We start from the raw sequence: 25,069 nt of genomic DNA on the forward strand, positions 1-25,069 counted from the left end.
GAATGGATTCATGAGCATGTCCCTCGGTAAACGCATGGGTGCCGAACTGATCGGCACCTTCTGGCTGGTCCTTGGTGGCTGTGGCAGTGCGGTACTCGCAGCCAGTTCCCCCGTCGGCATCGGTGTGCTCGGTGTCGCCTTCGCCTTCGGCCTCACCGTACTGACCATGGCCTTTGCCATCGGCCATATCTCGGGTTGCCATCTAAACCCTGCCGTGTCGTTCGGGCTGGTGGTCGGCGGGCGCTTCCCGGCCAAAGAGCTGCTGCCTTATGTGATCGCCCAGGTGATCGGTGCCATCCTGGCGGCCGGGGTGATCTACCTCATCGCCAGCGGCAAGGCCGGGTTCGAGCTGTCTTCGGGGTTGGCTTCAAACGGCTACGCCGACCATTCGCCCGGTGGCTATACGCTGGGTGCGGGTTTTGTCAGTGAAGTGGTGATGACGGCGATGTTCCTGGTGGTCATCATGGGGGCGACCGACGCCCGCGCACCGGCAGGTTTTGCACCGATCGCCATCGGCCTGGCCCTAACCCTGATCCACCTGATCTCGATCCCGGTGACCAATACCTCGGTCAACCCCGCGCGTAGCACGGGGCCGGCCTTGTTCGTCGGTGGCTGGGCCCTGCAGCAGCTGTGGCTGTTCTGGGTGGCGCCGCTGATCGGTGCTGCAATCGGCGGCGCGCTGTATCGGGGCCTGGCGAAAGAACCTTAGCGCTGGTGCACGCAGCGCCCGGCGGCGTAGGTTTCACGCACGGTACGGTCATCGCCCAGGGTGGTGAGCACGAACAAGGTTTCTTCGATGCTGTTGGACTGCTGGATGCGATAGTCCAGCAGTGGCGTGGCCTTGTAGTCCAGCACCACGAAGTCGGCATCGTTACCCGGGCGCAGGCTGCCGATACGGTCGTCCAGGCGTAGCGCGCGAGCGCCGCCGAGGGTGGCCAGGTACAGCGATTTGTACGGGTGCAGGCGCGCGCCTTGCAGCTGCATCACCTTGTATGCCTCGTTCAGGGTGTTGAGCAGAGAGAAGCTGGTGCCGGCGCCAACGTCGGTACCCAGGCCCACGTTGACCTTGAACCGCTCGGCCTGGGGCAGGTTGAACAGGCCGCTGCCGAGGAACAGGTTGGAGGTGGGGCAGAAGGCCACGGCCGAGCCGGTTTCTGCCAGGCGCTGGCACTCGTCGTCGCACAGGTGCACGCCGTGGGCGAACACCGAGCGCTCGCCCAGCAGCTCGAAGTGATCGTAGACGTCCAGATAACCCTTTTGCTCAGGGAACAGCGACTTGACCCAGTCGATTTCCTTGAGGTTTTCCGACAGGTGCGTGTGCATGTACACGCCCGGGTGCTCCTTGAGCAATTGGCCGGCCAGGGTCAACTGTTGCGGCGTGCTGGTCGGGGCGAAACGCGGGGTCACTGCATAGTGCAGGCGGCCTTTGCCGTGCCAGCGCTCGATCAGTGCCTTGCTTTCGGCATAGCCGGACTCGGCGGTGTCGGTCAGGTAGTCTGGGGCATTGCGGTCCATCATCACTTTGCCGGCGATCAGGCGCAGGTCCAGGCGCTCGGCCTCTTCGAACAGGGCGTTGACCGATTCCGGGTGCACGCTGCCGAATACCAGCGCAGTGGTGGTGCCGTTGCGCAGCAGTTCCTTGAGGAAGATCTTCGCCACCTGGTCGGCGTGGCCTTTGTCGGCGAACTGCTTTTCGCATGGGAAAGTGTAGGTGTTCAGCCAGTCCAGCAACTGCTCGCCGTACGAGCCGATCATGCCGGTCTGCGGGAAGTGGATGTGGGTATCGATGAAGCCCGGGGTGATCAGCGCGTCCTGGTAGTGCTCGACCGGGATGCCGGCATCCAGCGTCGGCAGCAGTTCACTGGCGTGCCCAACGGCGCTGATGCGGCCATCGTCGACCACCAGCAGGCCGTCTTCGTAGTATTCATGGGAAGCCTCCAGGCCCACCTCGGCCGGGTCGGCAATGCTGTGCAGGATGGCGGCACGGTAGGCTTTGCGGGTAACGGTCATAACACACTCGTCAAATGGCTTGGCTGCGGCGGGAGGGCGGCAGCAATTGGGCAATGGGGCCGGCATTGGCGGCAGCGTCGTGCTGGCCGAAGCAGGCGTTGTAAGTGGCAATGATTTCACCGGCGATAGACACGGCGATCTCGATGGGCAGCTTGCCCTTGACCTCGGCCAGGCCCATCGGGCAGCGCATGCGTGCCATGACGGCCTCGTCGAAGCCTCGCTCGCGTAGGCGGTGCTCGAACTTGACCCGTTTGGTCTTCGAGCCGATTAGGCCGAACCAGGTGAAATCGTTGCGCTTGAGAATGGCGGCGGTCAGTTCCAGGTCGAGCTGGTGGTTGTGGGTCATGACGATGCAGTAGCTGCCGGGTGGTAGGTCTGCGACTTCGTCGACCGGCTCTTCACTGACCACCTTGGTCACCCCGTTGGGGATGAGCTCGGGGAATTCCTGTTCACGCGAGTCGATCCAGCGCACCCGGCAGGGGAGCGCGGCGAGCAAGGGTACCAGAGCCCTGCCGACATGGCCCGCGCCGAACACGGCGATCTGAGCCTGCACGGCGGCCATGGGTTCGAACAGCAGCACGGTCACGCCGCCGCAGCACTGGCCCAGGCTGGCGCCGAGGCTGAAGCGCTCAAGGTGCGGCGTGGTGCGCTGCGCTTCGAGCATTTGCCGGGCGATGTGCAGCGCCTTGTATTCCAGGTGGCCGCCGCCGATGGTGTCGAACAGACCGCTGGCGCTGACCACCATCTTCGAGCCGGCATTGCGCGGGGTCGAGCCGCGTTCCTCGATGATGGTCACCAGCACGCACGCTTCGCCACGGGACTGGTGGTCGGCGAGGGCGTTGATCCATTGGTGCATGATGCAGATCCTCTTCAGGTCAACGCGGTCCGCTTCTTTGTGGGAGCGGCCTTGTGTCGCGATAGGGGCGCGAAGCGGCCCCAGAATATTTAAAGCAACATACATATTTGGGGCTGCTGCGCAGCCCTTTCGCGACACAAGGCCGCTCCCACAGAAAAAGCGGAGCGCGGCGTTACTGGGTGACGGTTTCCAGCTCCGGTTCTGCGGACTGAGTGGCAGCCACCGCCTTGCGCATCTGCTCACAGCCCCACAGCACCCGCTCCGGTGTTGCCGGCGCGTCCACCTGTGGCTGCACGCGGTAGTTGGCGAGGCTGGCCACGGCATCCTTGATCGCGCACCAGGCGGCAATGCCGAGCATGAACGGCGGCTCGCCCACGGCCTTGGAGTGGAACACGGTGTCTTCCGGGTTCTTGCGGTTTTCCACCAGCTTCACCCGCAAGTCCAGTGGCATGTCGGCCACGGCCGGGATCTTGTAGCTGGCCGGGCCGTTGGTCATCAGCTTGCCTTTGGCGTTCCACACCAGTTCTTCGGTGGTCAGCCAGCCCATGCCCTGGATGAAACCGCCTTCCACTTGGCCGATGTCGATCGCAGGGTTCAGCGAATCGCCCACGTCGTGCAGGATGTCGGCGCGCAACATCTTGTATTCGCCGGTCAGCGTATCGACGATCACTTCCACGCAGGCAGCGCCAAAGGCGAAGTAGTAGAACGGCCGGCCGCGTGCCTGGCTGCGGTCGTAGAAGATCTTCGGCGTGCGGTAGAACCCGGTGCTGGACAGCGACACCTGAGCGAAGTAAGCCTGCTGCACCAGTTGCTCGAAGCTGACGATCTGGTCGCGTACCCGCACATGGCCGTTACGGAATTCGACGTCTTCCTCGGTCACCTGATAATGCCGTGCGGCAAACTCGGTCAGGCGTTTCTTGAGGATTTCGGCCGCGTTCTGCGCCGCCTTGCCGTTCAGGTCGGCACCACTCGACGCTGCGGTTGGCGAGGTGTTGGGTACCTTGTCGGTGTTGGTGGCGGTGATCTGGATGCGGCTGAAATCAACCTGGAAGATCTGCGCCACCACCTGAGCCACCTTGGTGTTCAGGCCTTGGCCCATTTCGGTGCCGCCGTGGTTCAGGTGAATGCTGCCGTCGGTGTAGATATGGATCAGTGCACCGGCCTGGTTGAGGAAGGTGGCGGTGAACGAAATGCCGAACTTGACCGGTGTCAGTGCCAGGCCTTTCTTCAGGATCGGGCTGTTGGCGTTGAAGCGGCGGATCGACTCGCGGCGTTCGGCGTAGTCGCTGCTGGCTTCCAGTTCGGCGGTCATCTCCTCGAGCATGTTGTGCTCGACGGTCTGGTAGTAGTGGGTGACGTTGCGTTCGGTCTTGCCGTAATAGTTGGCCTTGCGCACGTCCAGTGGGTCACGGCCCAGATGACGGGCGATATGGTCCATCACCTGCTCGATGGCGACCATACCCTGTGGGCCGCCAAAGCCGCGGTAGGCGGTGTTGGAGGCGGTATTGGTCTTGCAGCGGTGGCCGTGGACGGTGGCATCGCCCAGGTAGTAAGCGTTGTCGGAGTGGAACATGGCACGGTCGACGATCGAACCGGACAGGTCGGGCGAATAGCCGCAATTGCCGGCCAGGTCGAAATTGATCCCGTGCAGCCGGCCGTTGTCGTCGAAGCCCACGTCATACTCGACGTAAAACGGGTGGCGCTTGCCGGTCATGGTCATGTCTTCGACCCGCGGCAGACGCATCTTGGTTGGCTGGCCGGTCAGGCGCGCGACCACCGCGCACAGGCACGCCGGGCTGGCGGCCTGGGTTTCCTTGCCGCCAAAGCCGCCTCCCATGCGGCGCATGTCCAGCACTACCTTGTTCATCGGTACGTCGAGCACTTCGGCGACCAGTTTCTGCACTTCGGTGGGGTTCTGCGTGGAGCAGTAGACGATCATGCCGCCGTCTTCGGTGGGCATCACCGAGGAAATCTGCGTTTCGAGGTAGAAATGCTCCTGGCCGCCGATGTGCAGGGTGCCCTGAATGCGGTGCGGGGCGCTGGCCAGGGCGGCAGCGGAATCGCCACGTTGATGGGTGTGGCTGTCGAGCACGAAGTGCTTCTTGCGCAGCGCATCGACCACATCCAGCACCGGCTCCAGGTCTTCGTACTCGACGATGGCGGCCATGGCCGCTTTGCGTGCGGTTTCAAGATCCCGGGCTGCAACGGCAAGCACCGGCTGGCCGAAGAACTCGACCTTGTCGATGGCTAGCAGCGGGTCGCCGGCCACTACCGGGCCGATGTCTTTCAGGCCGGGGATGTCTTCGTGGGTGATGGCAATGCGCACACCCTCGAAGGCATAGCACGGCGTGGTGTCGATGCGCAGGATGCGCGCATGGGCGCGGTCGGCGGTGCGGGCATAGACGTGCAACTGGTTGGGGAATTCCAGGCGGTCGTCGATGTACACAGCCTCGCCGGATACATGCTTGTCGGCGCTGTCGTGCTTGACGCTGCGGCCGACCCCGGTGGTCAGGTCCTGGCTGAACAGTTCGGCCATCTCGGCCTGGCTCTTGGCTACGTGATGGTTAGACATAAGCGGTCACCCGGGTTTCGATGTGCGGCGTTTGCTGTTCGATGAAGTACTTGCGCAGCAGGTTCTGCGCGGTCAGCAGGCGGTATTCCTTGCTGGCGCGGAAGTCGCTGAGTGGGGTGAAGTCCTCGGCCAGGGCCTGGCAGGCGCGCTCGATGGCGGCCTGGTTCCAAGGCTTGCCGCGCAACGCTGCCTCGCAGGCACGGGCGCGCTTGGGTATCGCCGCCATGCCGCCGAAGGCGATCCGCACACCGCTGACCACACCGTCTTCGATGCTCAGGTTGAAGGCTGCGCACACGGCGGAGATGTCGTCGTCCAGGCGCTTGGACACTTTATAGGCGCGGAACGCCCAGTCACTGGAGGCGCGCGGTACGATGATTTTTTCGATGAACTCGCTGTCCTGGCGAGCCGTGATGCGGTAGTCGATGAAGTAGTCTTCCAGTGGCATCACCCGTTGGCGTTCACCCTGACGCAGCACCACCTGCGCGTCCAGGGCGATCAGCAGGGGTGGCGAGTCGCCGATTGGCGAGGCGTTGCCGATGTTGCCGCCGAGGGTGCCCTGGTTGCGTATCTGCAGCGAGGCAAAGCGGTGCAGCAGGGCGCCGAAGTCGGGATATTCCTCGTTAAGCGCGCCATAGCAGTCGGTGAGCGGGGTGGCGGCGCCGATTTCCAGGTGGCTGGCGGTTTTCTCGATGCGCTTGAGCTCGGCCACGTGGCCGACGTAGATCATCACGGGCAAGGTCTTGTGGAACTGGGTGACTTCCAGCGCCAGGTCGGTACCACCGGCCAGCAGCCGCGCTTCGGGGTGCGAGCTGTACAGGTCGGCCAGATCCGCCACGGTCAGCGGCACCAGGCAGCGCTTGTCGCCGCTGTTCAGCTCGCCGGTCTGCGTCGGGGCAATGGCCTTGAGGCGGCTGATGGTTTGCGCCTGCTGGGCATCGAACTGGTCGCGGCAGGGCTGGCGGCAGCTCTGCTCGGCGGCGTCGAGGATCGGCCGGTAACCGGTGCAGCGGCACAGGTTGCCAGCCAGGGCTTCCTGGGCCTGGTGCAGGTCAGGGCCGCTGCTGTTCTTTTGCAGGGCGAACAGCGACATGACAAAGCCGGGGGTGCAGAAGCCGCACTGCGATCCATGGCAATCGGCCATGGCCTGTTGCACGCTGTGCAGTTGGCCTTGGTGCTTGAGCCCCTCGACGCTGATCAGTTGCTTGCCGTGCAGCGACGACACAAAGGTCAGGCACGAATTGAGGCTGCGGTAGCGCAGGCTGTCGTTGCCGTGGTCGTCCTGGCTCAGTTCGCCGACCACCACGGTGCACGCACCGCAGTCACCACTGGCGCAGCCCTCCTTGGTGCCGGGTTTGCCCAGGTGCTCGCGCAGGTACTGCAGCACTGTCATGTTAGGGTCCAGGGCGTGCTCACTACGCAGCTCCTGGTTGACGAGAAACTGGATCACGGGGATGGCCTCGCAATGGTTTTATTGTTGTTGGGCGGACTCTAAGCAAGACCTGTCTAGCAGGTCAATATTTTTCTGACTCAAGGGTCAAGAAAATGCGCATGTCCATGCCCAGCCGCACACACTGCCTCTATTCCAAGCATAGATCGCGCCGGGCGCGTGGCTGTCTGAAAGGTCAAATAAACCACCTGGCCCCTCTGCGCGATTACCGCCCAAGTACGCTACAATTCGCCCCTTGTGCCCAGTTCAATGATTTTGAAGGAAAACCATGACGTTCAAGGCCCCGGACAGCCTCTCCGAGCAGATTGCCGATTACCTGGCCGAACGCATCATCCGCGGCGAGCTGGCGCCAGGCGAACGTATCCAGGAGCAGAAGGTTACCCAGGCGCTCAACGTCAGTCGCGGCTCGGTGCGCGAAGCGCTGCTGATCCTCGAACGCCGCCATCTGGTGGCGATCCTGCCGCGACGTGGTGCCCATGTCACCGAACTGGACGAACGCAGCGTTCGTAGCCTGTGCTCGCTGATGGGCGAGTTCTACATCCTGCTGGGCAATGCGGTTGCGCAAAAATGGCGCACCGAAGCCGACCTGCGCCCGTTTCTGGAGATCCAGCAGCGGCTGCAGCGTGCCCATGACCAGCTCGACATCAAGACCTTCGTCGCCGACAGTTTTGCGGTCATGCGTGCGGCCTATCCGTTCGCCGACAACCCGTTCCTGCAGGAAACCGTGGAAAACCTGCAGCCGGCCATGAGCCGTGCCTATTACCTGTCGCTGGACCAGCGCCAGGCCAACATGATCGACTATCTCGACCTGTTCGCCCGCCTGCTCGAAGCCGTGGTCTCCCGCGACCTGCCGCGCATTCGCGAGGTGCTCACCGCCTATGGCCAGCGCAGCTGCGAACTGGTGCTGGCGGCACTGGCCAGAGGCTGACCGATGCGCCTGAAGTGCATTCGCCTGGCCGGGTTCAAGTCGTTCGTCGACCCGATCACGGTCAACTTCCCCAGCAACATGGCGGCCGTGGTCGGCCCAAACGGCTGCGGCAAGTCCAATATCATCGACGCGGTGCGTTGGGTGATGGGCGAAAGTTCGGCGAAAAACCTGCGCGGCGAGTCGATGACCGACGTCATCTTCAACGGCTCCAGTGGCCGCAAGCCAGTCAGCCAGGCCAGTATCGAACTGGTGTTCGACAACAGCGAAACCACCCTGGTCGGCGAGTATGCCGCCTACGCCGAGATTTCGATCCGCCGCAAGGTTACCCGCGACGGGCAGAACAGCTATTACCTCAACGGCACCAAGTGCCGCCGGCGTGACATCACGGATATTTTCCTCGGGACGGGTCTGGGGCCGCGCAGCTACTCGATCATCGAGCAGGGCATGATCTCCAAGCTGATCGAGGCCAAGCCCGAGGAGCTGCGCAACTTCATCGAGGAAGCGGCGGGCATTTCCAAATACAAGGAGCGCCGCCGCGAAACCGAGAACCGCATCCGTCGCACCCAGGAAAACCTGGCGCGCCTGACCGACCTGCGCGAAGAGCTCGAGCGCCAGCTGGAGCGTCTGCATCGCCAGGCCCAGGCAGCCGAGAAGTACCGTGAGTACAAGGCTCAGGAGCGCCAGATGAAAGCGCGCCTGTCTGCCTTGCGCTGGCGAGACCTGGACGAACAAGTACGCCAGCGCGAATCGGTGATCGGCGATCAGGGCGTTTCTCACGAGGCACTGGTGGCCGAGCAGCGCAATGCCGATGCCAGTATCGAACGCCTGCGCGACGGTCATCACGAACTGTCCGAACGCTTCAACCAGGTGCAGGGCCGTTTCTATTCGGTGGCCGGTGACATCGCCCGGGTCGAGCAGAGCATTCAGCATGGCCAGCAGCGCCTGCGGCAGTTGCAGGACGACTTCAAGGAAGCCGAGCGCACACGCCTGGAAACCGAATCGCACCTGGGGCACGACCGTACCTTGCTGGCAACCCTGAGCGAAGAGCTGGTCATGCTCGAACCCGAGCAGGAAATGACCCTGGCGGCTGCCGAGGAAGCCGCTGCCGCGCTTGAAGAGGCCGAGCTGGGCATGCACGGCTGGCAGGAACAGTGGGACAGCTTCAACAGCCGCTCCGCCGAACCGCGCCGCCAGGCCGAAGTGCAGCAGGCGCGCCTGCAGCAGCTGGAAACCAGCCTTGAGCGCCAGGCCGAGCGCCAGCGCAAGTTGGTCGAGGAGCGCGAGCAACTGGGCGGCGACCCGCAGGATGCCGCCATGCTCGAACTGGCCGAGCAACTGGCCAGCAGCGAAATGCTGCTGGAGGAACTGCAGCTCTGCGAAGAGCAGGTGATCGAGCGCCTGGAAAGCGCGCGCGAGCAAATGCAGCAGGCCACCCAGGCGCAACAGCAGGCACAGGGTGACCTGCAGCGTCTGGGCGGGCGTCTGGCCTCGCTTGAAGCCTTGCAGCAGGCCGCCCTGGAGCCGGGCGCAGGTGCTGCGCAATGGCTGCACGGCCAAGGGCTGGAGCAACAGCCGCGGCTGGCCGAAGGCTTGCGGGTGGAGCCGGGTTGGGAGCTGGCGGTAGAGACGGTGCTTGGCGCCGATCTGCAGGCTGTGCTGGTGGACGATTTCAACGACCTCGATTTTGCGGGCCTGGAACAGGGTGAGCTGCGTTTGCTGCTGGCCGTCGGCGCGGGGGCGACGTTGCCCGGCAGCTTGCTGGAGAAGGTTGAGGGCCGTATCGACCTGGCGCCCTGGCTGGGCCAGGTCAGGCCTGTGGAAGACCTGGCTCAGGCACTGGAGCAGCGCGCGTCGCTCGGCGAAGGGCAGAGCCTGGTCAGTCGTGATGGCTACTGGGTCGGCCGGCACTTCGTGCGGGTACGCCGAGGTGGCGAGGCCGAAGGCGGCGTGCTGGCGCGCGGCCAGGAAATCGAACGCCTGGGCCAGGAACAACTGGAGCAGGAAGCGGCGCTGGAGCAACTCGATCAACAGTTGCAGGCGCTGCGCGAGCAGCAACTGGACCTGGAGGAGCAGCGCGAACAGTTGCGCCGCCGCACACAGGATGAAAACCGCCTGCACGGCGAGCTGAAGGCCAGTCTTTCGGCCAGCCGCGCGCGCGCCGAGCAGGTCGAGTTGCGCCGCCGCCGCTTGCACGAAGAGCTGAGCGAGCTGGAAGAGCAGCGCGCCCTGGAACACGAGCAACTGGGCGAAGCACGCCTGCTGCTGCAAGAGGCTCTGGAGCTCATGGCCCAGGACACCGAGCAGCGCGAACAGTTGATGGCCCGCCGCGACACCCTGCGCGAAAGCCTTGACCGGGTGCGTCAGGAGGCCCGCCAGCACAAGGACCACGCTCACCAGCTGGCGGTGCGCCTGGGGTCGTTGCGTGCCCAGCACGACTCCACCCGCCAGGCGCTGGAGCGTCTGGAGCAGCAAGCTGCGCGCCTGACCGAGCGCCAGGAACAACTGAGCCTGAACCTGGAGGAGGGTGAAGCCCCGCAGGAAGAACTGCGCCTGAAGCTGGAGGAGCTGCTGGAGCGGCGCATGAGCGTCGACGAGGAAATGCGCCTGGCTCGCCTGCACATGGACGAAGCTGACCGCGAACTGCGCGATGCCGAAAAACGCCGCACCCAGGCCGAGCAGCAGGCCCAGCTGCTGCGTGGTCAACTGGAGCAGCTGCGCCTGGAGTGCCAGGGCCTGGATGTGCGGCGCAAGACCCTGCAAGAGCAGTTGCTGGCCGACGGCTATGACCTGCAAGGCGTGCTCGCCACCCTGGAAGCCGAGGCCAGCGAGCAGGGCACCGAGCAGGAGCTGGAACAGCTTGAAGCGCGCATCCAGCGCCTGGGGGCGATCAACCTGGCGGCCATCGAAGAATACGAGCAGCAATCCGAGCGCAAACGATACCTGGACGCTCAGGACGCCGACCTGGTCGAAGCGCTGGAGACCCTCGAAAACGTCATCCGCAAAATCGACAAGGAAACCCGCAACCGCTTCAAGGATACCTTTGATCAGATAAATGCCGGATTACAGGCACTTTTCCCAAAAGTTTTCGGTGGTGGCAGCGCTTATCTGGAACTGACGGGCGAAGATCTACTCGATACAGGGGTAACGATCATGGCGCGACCGCCGGGCAAGAAGAACAGCACCATCCATCTGCTGTCCGGTGGCGAGAAGGCACTGACCGCTTTGGCGCTGGTGTTTGCCATCTTCAAGTTGAACCCCGCACCGTTCTGCATGCTCGACGAGGTCGATGCACCGCTGGACGATGCCAACGTCGGGCGCTACGCGCGTCTGGTCAAGGAAATGAGTGAAAGCGTGCAGTTCATCTACATCACCCATAACAAGATTGCCATGGAGATGGCGGACCAATTGATGGGGGTGACCATGCATGAGCCGGGTTGTTCACGCCTTGTTGCAGTTGATGTGGAGGCGGCCATGGCCATGGTCGACGCTTGATGCACGACGATAGGGGCACATTCTGCAGCGAAATGCCCCCGCCGTGTGCGACAGACGGTGTAAAGTTGTCTTTGGTCGTGCTAGCTTAATGTCACTCGTTTTTTGCGTGGGTAAAACGCCTGTCAGAACATAGAGTTGGCGCCACGTGTTAAAGGGCTTTGAACCCTTTGTTTTCAAGCATATTTTTATAGAGGCACGGGATTACATGGAAATCGGTCTGCGCGAGTGGCTGATCCTCATCGGCATCATTGTTATCGCCGGGATTCTTTTCGACGGCTGGCGCCGCATGCGCGGCGGGAAAGGCAAGTTGAAATTCCGTCTGGATCGCAGTTATTCCAACCTGCCGGACGAAGAGGGTGGCAGTGCCGAAGTGCTCGGCCCGTCGCGAGTGCTCGATACCCACAAGGAGCCTGAGCTGGACGAAAGCGACCTGCCGTCCCTCAGCGCGTCTGCGCGTGATCGCGAGCGTGAGCCCAAGCCAGTCAAGGCCAGCAAGCGCGGCAAGCGTGTCAGTGCGGCTGCCGATGTGCAGCAGGGTGACCTGAACCTGAGCGCCGAGCAGCGCGAGCCCGACCTGTTTGCCGACAGCGATGACGACTTTGCCGCCGACAACAACCGTAGCAGCGGCGCAGCGCCTGCCAGCAGCAGCGTCAAGGAGTTGCCACCCGCCGAAGAGGTGCTGGTCATCAGCGTGATCTCCCGCGACGAGGGTGGCTTCAAGGGCCCGGCGCTGCTGCAGAACATCCTGGAAAGCGGCTTGCGCTTCGGCGAAATGGACATCTTCCACCGCCACGAGAGCATGGCCGGTCACGGCGAGGTGCTGTTCTCGATGGCCAACGCAGTCAAGCCTGGCGTGTTCGATCTGGACGATATCGATCACTTCAGCACTCGCGCTGTGAGCTTCTTCCTCGGTTTGCCGGGCCCGCGTCATCCGAAGCAGGCTTTCGACGTGATGGTTGCCGCGGCACGCAAGCTGGCCCACGAACTGAACGGTGAGCTCAAGGATGACCAGCGCAGCGTGCTGACTGCCCAGACCATCGAGCACTACCGCCAGCGTATCGTCGAGTTCGAGCGCCGCGCGCTGACCCAGAAACGCTGACAGATCCAGACGAAAGAGCAGCCTGAGGGCGTGCTGGCCGGTTCGGGTGTCGTCGTTGCCTGTGCCGGCCTCTTCGCGGGTAAACCCGCTCCTACAGGTACATCACCGCCCTAGGCATGTGACGCCCTTGTAGGAGCGGGTTTACCCGCGAAGAGGCCGGCACAGTCAACAGACACCTGGAACCCCACGCACCACCCCAAGCTGCTCTTTTGCTTTGCAAGAGAAGACAAATCCCATGACCGCCGAAACCCGTATCCTCGAACTGCGTGCCGAGCTCGATCAGCATAACTATCGCTACTACGTGCTCGACGAGCCCAGCGTGCCCGATGCCGAATACGACCGCCTGTTCAACGAGCTCAAGGCGCTGGAAGCTGAACACCCGCACCTGGTAACCCCCGACTCGCCCACCCAGCGCGTTGGCGGCGCTGCCTTGGCTGCGTTCAGCCAGGTGCGCCACGAAGTGCCCATGCTCAGCCTGGGCAACGCCTTCGAAGAAGCCGATCTGCGTGAGTTCGGTCGCCGTGTGGTAGAAGGCCTCGATCAGCCGGGTGCGGTCGACTACAGCTGCGAACCCAAGCTCGATGGCCTGGCCGTGAGCCTGCTGTACCGCGACGGACAGCTGGTGCAGGGCGCCACCCGGGGCGACGGCACCACTGGCGAAGACATCAGCGCCAACGTACGCACCGTGCGCAACATCCCGCTCAAGTTGCAGGGCAAGGGCTGGCCGGCAGTGCTGGAGGTGCGCGGCGAGGTGTACATGAGCAAGGCCGGTTTCGACCGGCTCAATGCCGCCCAGGCCGAGGCCGGTGGCAAGACCTTCGCCAACCCGCGCAATGCCGCCGCTGGCAGCTTGCGCCAGCTGGACTCGAAAATCACCGCCAGCCGCCCGCTGGAGTTCTGCTGCTATGGCGTCGGCCAGTTGTCCGAAAGCATCGGCGACAGCCACATCGGCATCCTCGAGCAACTCAAGGCCTGGGGCCTGCCGATCAGCCGCGAGCTCAAGCATGCGGCGGGCATCGAAGAATGCCTGGCCTACTACCGCGACATTGGCGAGCGGCGTAACAGCCTGCCGTATGAGATCGACGGTGTAGTGTTCAAGGTCAACAGCCTGGCTGCCCAGCGCGAGCTGGGCTTCCGCGCCCGAGAGCCGCGCTGGGCGATTGCCCACAAGTTCCCGGCCATGGAAGAGCTGACCGAGGTGCTGGACGTTGAGTTCCAGGTTGGCCGTACGGGAGCCGTAACGCCTGTGGCGCGGCTGAAGCCGGTCAAGGTGGCCGGTGTGACCGTGTCCAACGCCACCTTGCACAACATGGACGAAATCGCCCGCCTGGGCCTGCGCATCGGCGACACGGTGATCATTCGCAGGGCCGGCGACGTGATCCCGCAGGTGATGCAGGTGGTGCTGGAGCGTCGTCCGCAAGACGCCCGCCCGGTAGAGGTGCCAAGCGAGTGCCCGGTGTGTGGTTCGCAGGTCGAGCGTACCCAGCTGGTCAAACGCAGCAAAGGCAAGGAAACCACCAGCGAAGGTGCGGTGTACCGCTGCGTCGGCCGCCTGGCCTGTGGCGCGCAGCTCAAGCAGGCGATCATTCATTATGTGTCGCGCCGTGCCATGGACATCGACGGCCTGGGTGAGAAGAGTGTCGAGCAGTTGGTGGATGAAGGCCTGATCGGCTCGCCGGCTGACCTGTACAAGCTGCAGTTCGAGCAGGTCGTCGGCCTTGAAGGCTTTGCCGAGGTGTCGACCCAGAAGCTGCTGGATGCCATCGAAGCCAGCAAGCGCCCGAGCCTGGCGCGCTTCATCTACGCGCTGGGCATCCCGGATGTCGGCGAGGAGACTGCCAAGGTGCTGGCCCGCTCGCTGGGCAGCCTGGCGCGCGTGCAGCAGGCACTGCCGCAGGTGCTGACCTATTTGCCGGACATCGGTCTCGAAGTGGCCTACGAGATCCACAATTTCTTTGAAGACGAGCACAACCAGAAGGTTATCCAGCAGTTGCTCGACAGCGGTATGCAGTTGCAGGACGAAGGTGAGCTGGCTGCCGAATTTGCCGCCAGCACCACCTTGGCCGGGATGATCGCCAAGCTCGACATTGCCTCCGTCGGCCCGACCGGTGCCGAGAAGTTGGTGGCCAAGCTCGACAGCCTGGACAAGATCATCGCCGCCGACGGCATTGACCTGCGCCAGGCCCTGGCGGCCAAGCAGGCCGACGCAGTGCGTGAGTTCTTCAAGGATGAAGCAAACCAGAAACTGGCCCGGGACATCGAAGCGCAGCTGCTGGCATTCGGCATGCACTGGAGCAGCGAGAAGAAGGTGGCCGAAGGCTTGCCGCTGGCCGGCCAGACCTGGGTGCTGACCGGTACGCTGGAGCGCATGAGTCGGGACATTGCCAAGGACAAGCTGGAAAGCCTGGGGGCCAAGGTTGCCGGTTCCGTTTCCGGCAAGACCCACTGCGTGGTGGCAGGGCCGGGGGCAGGTTCCAAGCTGGCCAAGGCTGCTGAGCTGGGTGTGAAGGTACTGGACGAAGATGCCTTCGTCACATTCCTGGCCGAACAGGGCATAGCGGTCTAGGCATACGTGCCCCCTTGTGGGGGGCAACTGCCTTGCTCAAAACTCGAAAAGCCTGCGCGGTCCCCCGTAGGATCGGGTTTACCCGCGAAGAGGCCCGTCCAGGCCGTCTCGCCCCTGACAAGTCATTGAGAAATGATGACTTTTTCTGCCGCAGTGGTTGTATCTGCCCCAAAGACCGGTACAATGGCGCCACTCGCTGCTCAGCGAGGCATGTAGTGGTGGCCCCATCGGTCCCCCCGCATTGATTACCCGTTAACCTGGTCAGGCCCGGAAGGGAGCAGCCATAGCGGGAACATCGAGTGCCGGGGTGTGGCTGGTGGGGCCGCCTCCATTTCTGGGGTCGGAAAACCTCAATCTGTAACAAACGCCTTCGTTCTTTCCTGCTTTTCGCCCAATGCTCCCGCCGCCGACAGCTTCATCAGCCGTTGGAATTTCGGGCATGCCAGATGATCTTTCTCAGGGCATTGCGCCGCATGCCGCAACCCCTTGCTCATCGCCTGCAACCGCTTGATCCGCGCATCCAGCTCGTCCGCCTTTGCTATCAGCATCTGTCGGTCGACCTGCAGGTCCACCAGCATCGTCCCCACTTCATCCAGCGAAAACCCCGCGGCCTGCCCCAGGGCGATCAGCGCCAACCGGTCTGCCACATCGGCTGCAAACTGTCGACGCTGACCGTGCCCGGCAAGCGACTTGAGCAAGCCTTTCTTCTCGTAGTAACGCAGTGTCGATGCAGGTACGCCAGTGCGTTTGGCGACGTCGGCAATGTCCATTTCGGGCCCTTGACTTGAAGTTGACTTCAACTTCTATGCTGCGCGGCATGGTAATGACCGTCAACCTTCGAGGGCTTGTTCAAATGACGTTTACTGCGATGTTTCTAGCTGCAGTGCCGATTGGCATTGGTGCCACTGTAGTGATGGACCTGTGGGGGTTGCTGCTGAGGCGGTTAGGTATAGCAACGCTGAATTTCGCCATGGTCGGACGTTGGGCGGGGCACCTGCTAGGCGGGCGTGTTTCGCACCAAGCGATTGCCAAAGCGGAACCGGTGCGAAATGAGTTGGCGTGGGGATGGGTGATTCACTACGCCATCGGCGTGCTTTTCGCGATGCTGCTGGTTGTGATCGCAGGGGAGGGCTGGTTGCGGTCGCCTACTCTTTTACCTGCAGTAGTTGTGGGTGTGGGTACAGCCGTGGCGCCGCTGTGCTTCATGCAGCCGGCGATGGGTGCAGGGTTCTTTGCGTCCAGGACGCCGACGCCTGCGCGTAACTGCCTGAAGAGCCTGGCCACGCATTTTGTGTTTGGTGTGGGATTGTTCTTGAGTGCGGGTTTACTTGCTTTAGTGTGACGGCAGGAAGTTGGGTCAGAGCGAGCGCAAAATCAGCATGCCTGCTAACAGCAGTACCCCTGTAGAGATTGCGCCGATGTAAAAAAGGAGCACACCTGTCCATGGCGAAGACGCTCGAAGGTTGCGCATTTCTTCGGCGAACGCTTCTGCTTCATTCAGTGCTGTTCTGGTGTGATCCTGGGCGGCGCGGTGCATGTGTTACTCCTTGTGGCTGGCTTAATCGAAGCTCAGAGCTTGCTGGCCAGTGCCATTACGCCAACTAGGGTCGTGACAACTGCTGAACCCGTTGCGATTGGGTACCAGAAGGCCTCCTGCCGGAGCTTACGCGCTTCTGCTACAAATTTCTGTGCCTCGGCCCTTAACTTGCGGCCTTCATTTTGTAACTTCTCAAGTTCGAGATGTTCACGGTCATCCTGATGCATCGGGCTGTCTATTCTGTTGCGGCGAAGGTGCCAGGGGGCGGGCTTGATTGTGTGCGGTTTGGTTCGGCCGCGAAACCGCCGTCTTCCAGTGAGTGTTGTAGTCCAATTGCGATCAAGATCGATCATGTACTTCACGTCGGAGTAATTTTAGACGGATCTGATATCAATCGAAGAAAGCTCCTACATGTCAGGTAGGTATAGCGAATTATCCTACGATCTCCGTCGACTCCCGTCTGATTGTCCCGGTAAACCTCGCCCACTAGGCTTTCGCGGTCGCTGTCAGTTCAGCGATCGGGTGTGGAAGCCTGGGTGGCACATGGGACAGTTGTCATTTTTGGCGGCTGTGCGCGGGAGGTATTCGTACCTGCCGGGTCTACCGTGTGCCTGGTCTTCCACCCCGCGTACAGTTGCCACCCTAATGTGTGGAAGCAGAAGGGGACAACACAGCCAACACGGAGCTGTCATGAAAAAACTGGTCCCCGATCCACCCCACGTCTTCGATCTTCCCCAAGGCAAATCCCTTTCCCGCGCGATCAGCGAAGGCATCGTCCCGATGGAGTTCGCGTTGATGAATGTTTCCCACTACCTGATGTTCGCCTACAGCGATAGCCGGCGGGCGCTTGAGCGCATTCAGGACGAAGAAACCAGGCAGTTGTTGGAGCATGGTTTGCGGGCCATGCAGATTGCCTGGGGGCAGGCGGATGCTGTCAGCTTGGCGTTTGAACGTAAAGGCCGGTGACGTTGAGTTTGTGATAGCGATTGTGAATGTGCCGCACAATGCTGTGGGAGCGGGCATGCCCGCGAAGAATATAGCGCGGTGGATGGCACGGGCTTCGCCCGTGTTCGCGGGCAAGCCCGCTCCCACAGGGATCGCGCCAGCTTTTAGAAATTGAGCAAGACAGTTGCTCCAGCAGTGTTTGCGCAAGCGTTCGCGAAATGAGCAGGGCGTTAGTTGCGCTGGCTGTGTGCCGGCATTTTGCTGGGTATTTCGGGCCGGGCCACAGACATACTGTCCGAGTCGCCCGTCCCTCCATACCGCTGCAAAATCCGCTCGATCTCCCCCGACTGCTTCATCCTTACCAACGCCCGCAACAGCCCTTGTGTCGGTATCGCCGGATCGTTGCGCACCATGCACCCCAAATCCTGTTCGTCCAGCACCGCCAGCGCTTGCAATTGCTGCTCCGCTGGCAACCCTTGGTTGAACCACTGCAACGACAACTGGTTGCTCACCGCATGGCGATACCGGCCGGCCTGCAGCTTTTGCAGTACCAGCAACTGGTTGCGGCTGTCCTCACGGTGCAACTGGCCGTGGTCCAGCAGTGGTTGCAGGGTTGAATAGGTGTAGCCCAGTACCGTGCCGATCGCCTGAGGTGGCAGTTGCTCAGGGGGGATCGGTGTGCTGTCGCTGGCGCGGCCGACCAGTACGTCACGCTGATGAATCAGCGGGATACTCCACACAAAATCCCTTGGGCGGTCGTTGAGCCATTGGGTACTGACGTAGCAACGGACATCAATATCGCCGCTGCTCATGGCCTCCTCCAGGCGCAAGCGGGCCATGACGTGGAACTCGGGGCGAGCGCCCACTTGCCTGGCAACGGCTTGCATCAGGTCGTAAAGCAATCCCTCCACTGGCTGATCGCCTTCGATGCGTACCAGGGGCATGCTCCAGCTCTCGGCTACGGAGAAGCGCAGCACCGGCTGGTCAGCCAGGCTGTTTGTAGACCACAGCAGTAACAGGGCCAGCAGTCTTCGCAAAGGCAATCCTCCCTGGACAATGCGCCATTCCAAGCTTAGACGAGTTGCGCAGGGTGCAATTTTGCCCCCGCTCCGCTAGCATTAGCGATCTTCCGCTCGATCAGGCTACGATGGTTTTTCGATGAGTTATCAGGTTCTTGCACGAAAATGGCGTCCGCGCTCGTTCCGCGAAATGGTCGGCCAGACCCATGTGCTCAAGGCCTTGATCAATGCCTTGGACAACCAGCGCCTGCACCATGCCTACCTGTTCACCGGTACCCGCGGCGTGGGCAAGACGACCATCGCCCGTATTATCGCCAAGTGCCTGAACTGTGAAACCGGCATCACCTCCACGCCCTGTGGCACCTGTTCGGTGTGCCGTGAAATCGACGAAGGCCGTTTCGTCGACCTGATCGAGATCGACGCCGCCAGCCGTACCAAGGTCGAGGACACTCGCGAACTGCTCGATAACGTGCAGTACGCCCCCAGCCGTGGGCGCTTCAAGGTCTACCTGATCGACGAAGTGCACATGCTCTCGACCCACTCGTTCAACGCCTTGCTCAAGACGCTGGAAGAGCCACCGCCCTACGTCAAGTTCATCCTCGCCACCACCGATCCGCAGAAGCTGCCGGCCACTATCCTGTCGCGCTGCCTGCAGTTCTCGTTGAAGAACATGAGCCCGGAGCGGGTGGTGGAGCACCTCAGCCACGTACTGGCCGCCGAAAATGTGCCGTTCGAGGAAGATGCCCTGTGGCTGCTGGGCCGTGCGGCCGATGGTTCCATGCGTGATGCCATGAGCCTGACCGACCAGGCCATCGCCTTTGGTGAAGGCAAGGTACTGGCCGCCGATGTACGTGCCATGTTGGGTAGCCTCGACCATGGCCAGGTGTATGGGGTCTTGCAGGCACTGCTCGAAGGCGATGCCAGGGCTTTGCTGGAGGCCGTGCGTAATCTGGCCGAGCAAGGGCCGGACTGGTCGGGCGTTCTGGCCGAAATGCTCAATGTGCTGCACCGTGTAGCCATTGCCCAGGCGCTGCCCGAAGCGGTAGACAACGGCCAGGGTGATCGCGAGCGGGTATTGGCGCTGGCTTCGGCGCTGCCGGCCGAGGATGTGCAGTTTTATTATCAGATGGGCCTGATTGGCCGCCGTGATCTGCCCCTTGCGCCGGATCCGCGCGGTGGGTTCGAGATGGTGCTGCTGCGCATGCTGGCGTTCCGCCCGGCAGACACGGACGATGCACCGAAGCCGGTGCTAAAGCCAACGGGGATCAGCCAGGCCACAGCTGATCCTGCAGGGCAGGTGGCAGCCGCGGCGCCGGTCGCGCTTTCATCGCCTGTCGCGGCTGTGCCGGCGGAGCCTGTAGCGCAAGCCCCGCAGCTGGAGGTGCCTGCACCCGCGACGGCTGATCATGAGCCGGAGGCCGAGGCAGATGTTGAGCTGAAGGCCGAAGCCGAGGCCATCTCCGTACCTGAGCCTGTTGCCGAAGTGGTCGACTTGCCGTGGGAAGAGCCTGCCGTTTTACCCGCGCCGTTAGCGGCTGAACCCGCGCCTGAACCGGCACCTGCCGAGCCCGAGCCTGTTGCCCCGGTGGCGCCCCCACAGGCCACCCCGGCACACGACGAGCCGCCTTTCGACCCGTCTGCCTACGCTGCCGTGGGGATGGAGCGCGACGATGAGCCGCCGCTTGACGAAGACTATTACGGCGGCGAAAGCGATCCGGCAGGCTTCAGCTACCTGGACGAGCTGGCCGAACATGTTCAGGAAGACGTGTCCAAACCGGCGGCCGAACCGTTGCCGGCAGCCAAACCGGCCACCGGTCTGGCCCTGCAATGGCTGGAATTATTCCCACAGTTGCCTGTGTCCGGGATGACAGGCAACATCGCGGCAAACTGTACGCTGATTGCCGCCGATGGCGACGACTGGTTGCTGCATCTGGACCCGGGCCAGGGTGCGTTGTTCAACGCCACCCAGCAGCGGCGCCTGAACGAAGCGCTCAACCAGCACTTGGGGCGCACGCTGAACCTGCGCATCGAGCTGATCCTGCCCGAGCAGGAAACCCCGGCTCAGGCCGCAGCGCGCAAGCGTGCCGAGCGCCAGCAGGACGCCGTCGCGTCGATCGAGCAGGATCCGTTGATCCAGCAGATGATCAAGTTGTTCGGCGCCAAGGTGCGGCAGGATACTATTGAGCCTGTAGAAGCCCTGGCCAGTCAGGGCCAGTAACGGATAACCATGCGGCCGGCCCGGTGCCGGGCCGCATCACATGACCCAATCGAGGTATACCCCATGATGAAAGGTGGCATGGCCGGCCTGATGAAGCAGGCCCAGCAGATGCAGGAAAAAATGCAGAAGATGCAGGAAGAACTGGCCAACGCCGAAGTCACCGGTCAGTCCGGTGGCGGTCTGGTGAGCGTGGTGATGACCGGTCGTCACGACGTCAAGCGCGTCAGCATCGACCAGAGCCTGATGTCGACTGATGAAGACGACAAGGAAGTTCTGGAGGACCTCATTGCCGCTGCGCTGAACGACGCCGTGCGCAAGGTTGAGCAAAGCAGCCAGGAAAAGATGGGCGGCATGACCGCCGGCATGCAACTGCCGCCAGGCTTCAAGATGCCGTTCTAAGGCATTGAGGTACTCAAAAACGCCGCTGTTATCAGCGGCGTTTTTTTTTGCGTAGATTTCACCCGGCTGCGGTCTGCTCCTTATGTGGAGGCGGCCTTGTGTCGCGAAAGGGGCGCGAAGCGGCCCCCGGATTCCAGCTTTGCAGCATAGAGTGCCGGGGCTGCTTAGCAGCCCTTTCGCGACACAAGGCCGCTCCCACAAAAAAGCAGACCTTGCAGGCTTTGGGCGAGGTGATTTGACGCCACCGCCCCCGCTGGGTATAAACCGCCTCTTATTGAATTGTCAGGCCTTTCCCATGAGCTTCAGCCCTCTCATCCGCCAACTGATCGACGGCCTGCGCATCTTGCCAGGCGTTGGCCAGAAAACCGCCCAGCGCATGGCCCTGCAACTGCTCGAGCGCGACCGCAGTGGCGGGCTGCGCCTGGCTCAGGCCTTGACCCAGGCCATGGAAGGGGTAGGGCATTGCCGCCAGTGTCGCACCCTCACCGAGCAGGAACTGTGCCCGCAGTGCGCCGACCCGCGCCGTGACGACACCCAGCTGTGCGTGGTCGAGGGGCCGACCGATGTGTATGCGGTGGAGCAGACGGGCTACCGTGGCCGTTACTTCGTGCTCAAGGGGCACCTGTCGCCGTTGGATGGCCTGGGGCCTGAGGCGATCGGTATTCCGCAGCTGATGGCACGGATCGAAGAGCAGGGCACCTTTACCGAGGTGATCCTGGCGACCAACCCGACGGTGGAGGGGGAGGCGACGGCGCATTACATTGCCCAGTTGCTGAGCGAGAAAGGCTTGGTGGCGTCTCGGATTGCCCATGGTGTGCCGCTGGGCGGTGAGCTGGAGATGGTGGACGGTGGTACCTTGGCCCATGCCTTTGCAGGGCGCCGGCCCATTTCGCTCTGATTCATTGGGGCCGCTTGGCGGCCCATTCGCGGGTAAACCCGCGCCTACAAAAAATGCGCGGCCTTTGTAGGCGCGGGTTTACCCGCGAATGGGCTGCAAAGCAGCCCCAAAAGCCCACTCAGTACTCGCTGAGGGAAAACTCGGTCAGGCAGAAGGTAGGCACCCCGGCCGCCTGCAACCGGCGCGACCCGTCCAGTTCCGGCAGGTCGATGATCGCTGCCGCCTCGAACACCTGCGCCCCAGTACGACGCACCAGGTTCGCCGCCGCCAGCAGCGTACCGCCAGTAGCAATCAGGTCATCGAAGATCAGCACCGAGTCGCCTTCACACAGGCTGTCGGCATGCACTTCCAGGAAGGCCTCGCCGTACTCGGTCTGGTAACCCTCGCTCAACACGTCAGCCGGCAGCTTGCCCTGCTTGCGGAACAGGATCAGCGGCTTGTTCAGCTGGTGGGCGATGATCGAGCCGATCAGGAAACCCCGCGCGTCCATGGCGCCGATGTGGCTGAATTCAGCCTCGACATAGCGCTCGATGAACTGATCGGCCACATAGCGCAGCCCGCGTGGCGACTGGAATAACGGGGTAATGTCGCGGAAGATCACACCCGGTTTGGGGAAGTCCACTACCGGGCGGATCAGGGCTTTGAGGTCGAAGGCGTCGCTGTGCATTGTTGCGGGTATCCTGGGAAAACGAATGCCCAAGTATACCCGCTAAAGACCGGCCTCAGGCCTCGATTGCACCACCGGCCAGCGCGCACAGCTGGATCGGGTCGAGGATGTGCACTTCCTTGCCCTCGGCGCGCAGCAGGCCGTTCTGCTGGAAGCGGGTGAACACCCGCGACACGGTTTCTACCGCCAGGCCAAGGTAGTTGCCGATTTCGTTGCGCGACATGCTCAGGCGGAACTGGTTGGCCGAATAGCCACGGGCACGGAAGCGCGCCGACAGGTTGACCAGGAAAGTGGCAATGCGCTCGTCGGCGGTTTTTTTCGACAGCAGCAGCATCATTTGCTGGTCGTCGCGGATTTCGCGGCTCATCACCCGCATCAGCTGGCGGCGTAGCTGTGGCAGCTGTACCGACAGCTCGTCCAGCCGCTCGAAGGGGATTTCACACACCGAAGTGGTTTCCTGGGCCTGGGCCGATACCGGGTAGGCCTCGGTATCCATGCCTGACAGGCCGACCAGTTCGCTGGGCAGGTGAAAGCCTGTGATCTGCTCTTCGCCGCTGTCGCTGAGGCTGAAGGTTTTCAGGGCCCCGGACCGTACTGCGTAGACCGAGCCAAAACTGTCACCCTGGCGGAACAGGAACTCGCCTTTCTTGAGCGGCCGCCCGCGTTTGACGATTTCATCCAGCGCGTCCATGTCTTCCAGGTTCAGCGAAAGAGGCAGGCACAGGGGGGCCAGGCTGCAATCCTTGCAATGGGCCTGGTTGTGTGGGCGCAGTTTGACTGGCTCGGACATTTGAATCGATCCTTGTGGGAAAGCACACATAAGTCGTAAGGGTAACTCACGACACAGGGTGTAGGCCAGTGTGCGCAATGATGGTGCGCGCTGGCGAAACCCCGGCAGGTGGCCTGCCGGGAGTCCTTGTGTGCTCATAGTGTGCCTGACAAGGAAGCTTGTCCATGCGGTTGAACGCCTTGTTTTTCAGATCACTCGCGAGAAACGCTGGCGGTTGTGCATCGCCAGATACGCGTCGAACACCATGCATACCGAGCGCGCCAGCAGCCGGCCGGCGGGCAGGATGCGAATGCCCTTGTCGTCCAGGCTGATCAGGCCGTCGCGCTGCAAGGTCAGCAGCTCGGGCCAGAGGTCGTTGAAGTAGCCGCGAAAATCCAGGGTGAAAGCCTGTTCGATGGGTTCGAAATCCAGCTCGAAATGGCAGATCAGTTGCTGGATCACTGCCCGGCGTATGCGGTCGTCGTGGTTGCACAGCAAGCCGCGCTGGGTAGCCAGCTGGGCGTTGGACAGGCTGTCCTGGTAGGTGTTGAGGTCACTGCTGTTCTGGCAGTACAGGTCGCCGATCTGGCTGATCGCCGACACGCCCAGGCCAATCAGGTCGCAGTGCCCGTGGGTGGTGTAGCCCTGGAAGTTGCGCTGCAAGGTGCCTTCTTCCTGGGCAATGGCCAGTTCGTCGTCGGGCAGGGCGAAGTGGTCCATGCCGATGTAGCGGTAACCGGCGGCGGTCAGTTGGTCGATGGTGGCGTGCAGCATCTCCAGCTTGGCGGCCGCGCTGGGCAGATCGTTGCTGTCGATGCGCCGTTGCGGCATGAAGCGCTCGGGAAGGTGGGCATAGTTGAACACCGACAGGCGGTCGGGCTGCAGGCGGATCACTTCTTCCACGGTGCGGGCAAAGCCTTCCGGGGTTTGCTTGGGCAGGCCGTAGATCAGGTCGAGGTTGACCGAGCGAAACTGCAGCGTGCGCGCAGCCTCGATCAAAGTGCGGGTCTGCTCCAGGCTCTGCAGGCGGTTGATTGCGCGCTGCACGGCCGGGTCGAGGTCCTGCACGCCAAGGCTGACGCGGTTGAAGCCCAGTTCGCGAAGCAGGCCCATGGTCGACCAGTCGGCTTCGCGAGGGTCGATCTCGATGCCGTAGTCGCCGGAATCGTCGTCCAGCAGGTGGAAGTGCTGGCGCAGGGTGGCCATCAGCTGGCGCAGTTCCACATGGCTGAGGAAGGTCGGTGTGCCGCCGCCAAAATGCAGCTGTTCAACACGTTGTTTAGGGTCCAGGTGGCAGGCGATCAGCTGGATTTCCTGCTCCAGGCGCTGCAGGTAGGGCGCGGCGCGCGCACGGTCTTTGGTAATGACCTTGTTGCAGGCGCAGTAGTAGCAGATGTTGGCGCAGAACGGCACATGCACGTACAGCGACAGCGGGCGCACGGCCCGTCGGCTCTCGCGCAGGGCGTTGAGCAGGTCGAACGAACCCACCTCTCTGTGCAGTTGCACAGCGGTTGGGTAAGAGGTGTAGCGTGGCCCGGCGAGATCGTAGCGGCGGATCAGGTCGGTATCCCAACGGAGGTCGTCGAGCATGAGGGTAGTCCCCGGAAAGAGCAGCAGTGCACCGGAGTCTATGGCCGTCTGTAGGAA

21 protein-coding genes and 1 other RNA gene are annotated in these 25,069 nt (G+C 62.6%); 11 read left to right on the plus strand and 11 right to left on the minus strand.

Annotated elements, in window-relative coordinates; all coding sequences use genetic code 11:
- The first annotated feature begins 10 nt into the window (after positions 1-10).
- Positions 11-709, plus strand: coding sequence for an aquaporin Z (gene aqpZ / locus I8746_RS22155; RefSeq protein ID WP_012051680.1), 699 nt, complete (start codon positions 11-13; stop codon positions 707-709).
- Here the strand turns inward: aqpZ and guaD are convergent.
- The 4 genes from guaD to xdhA all read right to left on the minus strand — a co-directional run bounded on the left by guaD (position 706) and on the right by xdhA (position 6,885).
- Positions 706-2,010 (minus strand): guanine deaminase, encoded by a 1,305-nt coding sequence (gene guaD, locus I8746_RS22160; protein ID WP_003254322.1) that lies wholly within the window; start codon positions 2,008-2,010, stop codon positions 706-708. The two genes, aqpZ and guaD, sit on opposite strands and share 4 nt — an antisense overlap.
- Before the next feature lie 10 nt (positions 2,011-2,020).
- Entirely contained in the window at positions 2,021-2,866 is an 846-nt protein-coding gene (gene xdhC / locus I8746_RS22165; protein ID WP_003254321.1) for a xanthine dehydrogenase accessory protein XdhC, read from the minus strand.
- A gap of 172 nt (positions 2,867-3,038) precedes the next feature.
- Positions 3,039-5,438 carry a xanthine dehydrogenase molybdopterin binding subunit gene (gene xdhB, locus I8746_RS22170; protein WP_012051681.1) on the minus strand — a complete coding sequence of 800 codons (2,400 nt, stop codon included), beginning with the start codon at positions 5,436-5,438 and terminating at the stop codon, positions 3,039-3,041.
- On the minus strand, positions 5,431-6,885 hold the full coding sequence (gene xdhA, locus I8746_RS22175; protein ID WP_088513759.1) for a xanthine dehydrogenase small subunit: 1,455 nt from the start codon (positions 6,883-6,885) through the stop codon (positions 5,431-5,433). Before xdhA ends, xdhB begins: the two co-directional genes overlap by 8 nt.
- 268 nt (positions 6,886-7,153) lie before the next feature.
- Between xdhA and I8746_RS22180 the strand changes: the two genes are divergently transcribed.
- The 5 genes from I8746_RS22180 (at position 7,154) to ffs (ending at position 15,292) form a co-directional block, all read left to right on the plus strand.
- Positions 7,154-7,813: a GntR family transcriptional regulator gene (locus tag I8746_RS22180; protein WP_003254317.1), complete on the plus strand. Its 660-nt coding sequence runs from the start codon at positions 7,154-7,156 to the stop codon at positions 7,811-7,813.
- A gap of 3 nt (positions 7,814-7,816) precedes the next feature.
- The gene (gene smc / locus I8746_RS22185) at positions 7,817-11,305 is read left to right on the plus strand and encodes a chromosome segregation protein SMC (protein ID WP_221101060.1); all 3,489 of its coding nucleotides are present in this window, start codon (positions 7,817-7,819) and stop codon (positions 11,303-11,305) included.
- 205 nt (positions 11,306-11,510) lie between these two features.
- Entirely contained in the window at positions 11,511-12,404 is an 894-nt protein-coding gene (gene zipA / locus I8746_RS22190; RefSeq protein ID WP_012051683.1) for a cell division protein ZipA, read from the plus strand.
- A gap of 235 nt (positions 12,405-12,639) precedes the next feature.
- Positions 12,640-14,970: an NAD-dependent DNA ligase LigA gene (gene ligA / locus I8746_RS22195; protein ID WP_003254312.1), complete on the plus strand. Its 2,331-nt coding sequence runs from the start codon at positions 12,640-12,642 to the stop codon at positions 14,968-14,970.
- A gap of 225 nt (positions 14,971-15,195) precedes the next feature.
- Positions 15,196-15,292: signal recognition particle sRNA small type (gene ffs, locus I8746_RS22200), an RNA gene on the plus strand.
- A 28-nt stretch (positions 15,293-15,320) separates the two neighbouring features.
- Here the strand turns inward: ffs and I8746_RS22205 are convergent.
- The gene (locus I8746_RS22205) at positions 15,321-15,740 is read right to left on the minus strand and encodes a helix-turn-helix domain-containing protein (RefSeq protein WP_012051684.1); all 420 of its coding nucleotides are present in this window, start codon (positions 15,738-15,740) and stop codon (positions 15,321-15,323) included.
- A gap of 83 nt (positions 15,741-15,823) precedes the next feature.
- On the opposite strand from I8746_RS22205, the gene I8746_RS22210 reads away from it, so the two are divergent.
- A complete protein-coding gene (locus I8746_RS22210) occupies positions 15,824-16,312 on the plus strand; it encodes a DUF2938 domain-containing protein (protein ID WP_012051685.1) in 489 nt (162 codons plus the stop codon).
- Between the two features lie 15 nt (positions 16,313-16,327).
- On the opposite strand, the gene I8746_RS22215 is transcribed toward I8746_RS22210, so the two are convergent.
- Positions 16,328-16,507 carry a hypothetical protein gene (locus tag I8746_RS22215; RefSeq protein WP_010955016.1) on the minus strand — a complete coding sequence of 60 codons (180 nt, stop codon included), beginning with the start codon at positions 16,505-16,507 and terminating at the stop codon, positions 16,328-16,330.
- 32 nt (positions 16,508-16,539) lie between these two features.
- A complete protein-coding gene (locus I8746_RS22220) occupies positions 16,540-16,734 on the minus strand; it encodes a hypothetical protein (protein ID WP_041168372.1) in 195 nt (64 codons plus the stop codon).
- 463 nt (positions 16,735-17,197) lie between these two features.
- Between I8746_RS22220 and I8746_RS22225 the strand changes: the two genes are divergently transcribed.
- Positions 17,198-17,473, plus strand: a complete 276-nt coding sequence (locus I8746_RS22225; protein WP_012051686.1) for a hypothetical protein — start codon at positions 17,198-17,200, stop codon at positions 17,471-17,473.
- A 209-nt stretch (positions 17,474-17,682) separates the two neighbouring features.
- On the opposite strand, the gene I8746_RS22230 is transcribed toward I8746_RS22225, so the two are convergent.
- On the minus strand, positions 17,683-18,489 hold the full coding sequence (locus I8746_RS22230; RefSeq protein ID WP_221101061.1) for an ABC transporter substrate-binding protein: 807 nt from the start codon (positions 18,487-18,489) through the stop codon (positions 17,683-17,685).
- Between the two features lie 121 nt (positions 18,490-18,610).
- Here I8746_RS22230 and dnaX point away from each other — a divergent pair, with 121 nt between their 5' ends.
- The 3 genes from dnaX (at position 18,611) to recR (ending at position 21,986) form a co-directional block, all read left to right on the plus strand.
- On the plus strand, positions 18,611-20,689 hold the full coding sequence (dnaX, locus tag I8746_RS22235; RefSeq protein ID WP_012051688.1) for a DNA polymerase III subunit gamma/tau: 2,079 nt from the start codon (positions 18,611-18,613) through the stop codon (positions 20,687-20,689).
- A 63-nt stretch (positions 20,690-20,752) separates the two neighbouring features.
- Positions 20,753-21,088, plus strand: a complete 336-nt coding sequence (locus I8746_RS22240) for a YbaB/EbfC family nucleoid-associated protein (protein WP_003254305.1) — start codon at positions 20,753-20,755, stop codon at positions 21,086-21,088.
- Between the two features lie 295 nt (positions 21,089-21,383).
- On the plus strand, positions 21,384-21,986 hold the full coding sequence (gene recR / locus I8746_RS22245; protein ID WP_003254304.1) for a recombination mediator RecR: 603 nt from the start codon (positions 21,384-21,386) through the stop codon (positions 21,984-21,986).
- A gap of 118 nt (positions 21,987-22,104) precedes the next feature.
- Here recR and I8746_RS22250 read toward each other — a convergent pair whose 3' ends face one another.
- From I8746_RS22250 to hemN, 3 genes are all read right to left on the minus strand, one after another.
- Entirely contained in the window at positions 22,105-22,653 is a 549-nt protein-coding gene (locus tag I8746_RS22250; RefSeq protein ID WP_009683910.1) for an adenine phosphoribosyltransferase, read from the minus strand.
- A 55-nt stretch (positions 22,654-22,708) separates the two neighbouring features.
- On the minus strand, positions 22,709-23,443 hold the full coding sequence (fnrA, locus tag I8746_RS22255; protein WP_003254301.1) for a Crp/Fnr family transcriptional regulator FnrA: 735 nt from the start codon (positions 23,441-23,443) through the stop codon (positions 22,709-22,711).
- Between the two features lie 186 nt (positions 23,444-23,629).
- Entirely contained in the window at positions 23,630-25,012 is a 1,383-nt protein-coding gene (gene hemN, locus I8746_RS22260) for an oxygen-independent coproporphyrinogen III oxidase (protein WP_012051689.1), read from the minus strand.
- Positions 25,013-25,069 lie beyond the last annotated feature (57 nt).

Origin of the sequence: Pseudomonas sp. USTB-Z, assembly GCF_019691255.1 — a bacterium.
In the GTDB taxonomy this organism is placed as follows: Bacteria; Pseudomonadota; Gammaproteobacteria; order Pseudomonadales; family Pseudomonadaceae; genus Aquipseudomonas; species Aquipseudomonas alloputida.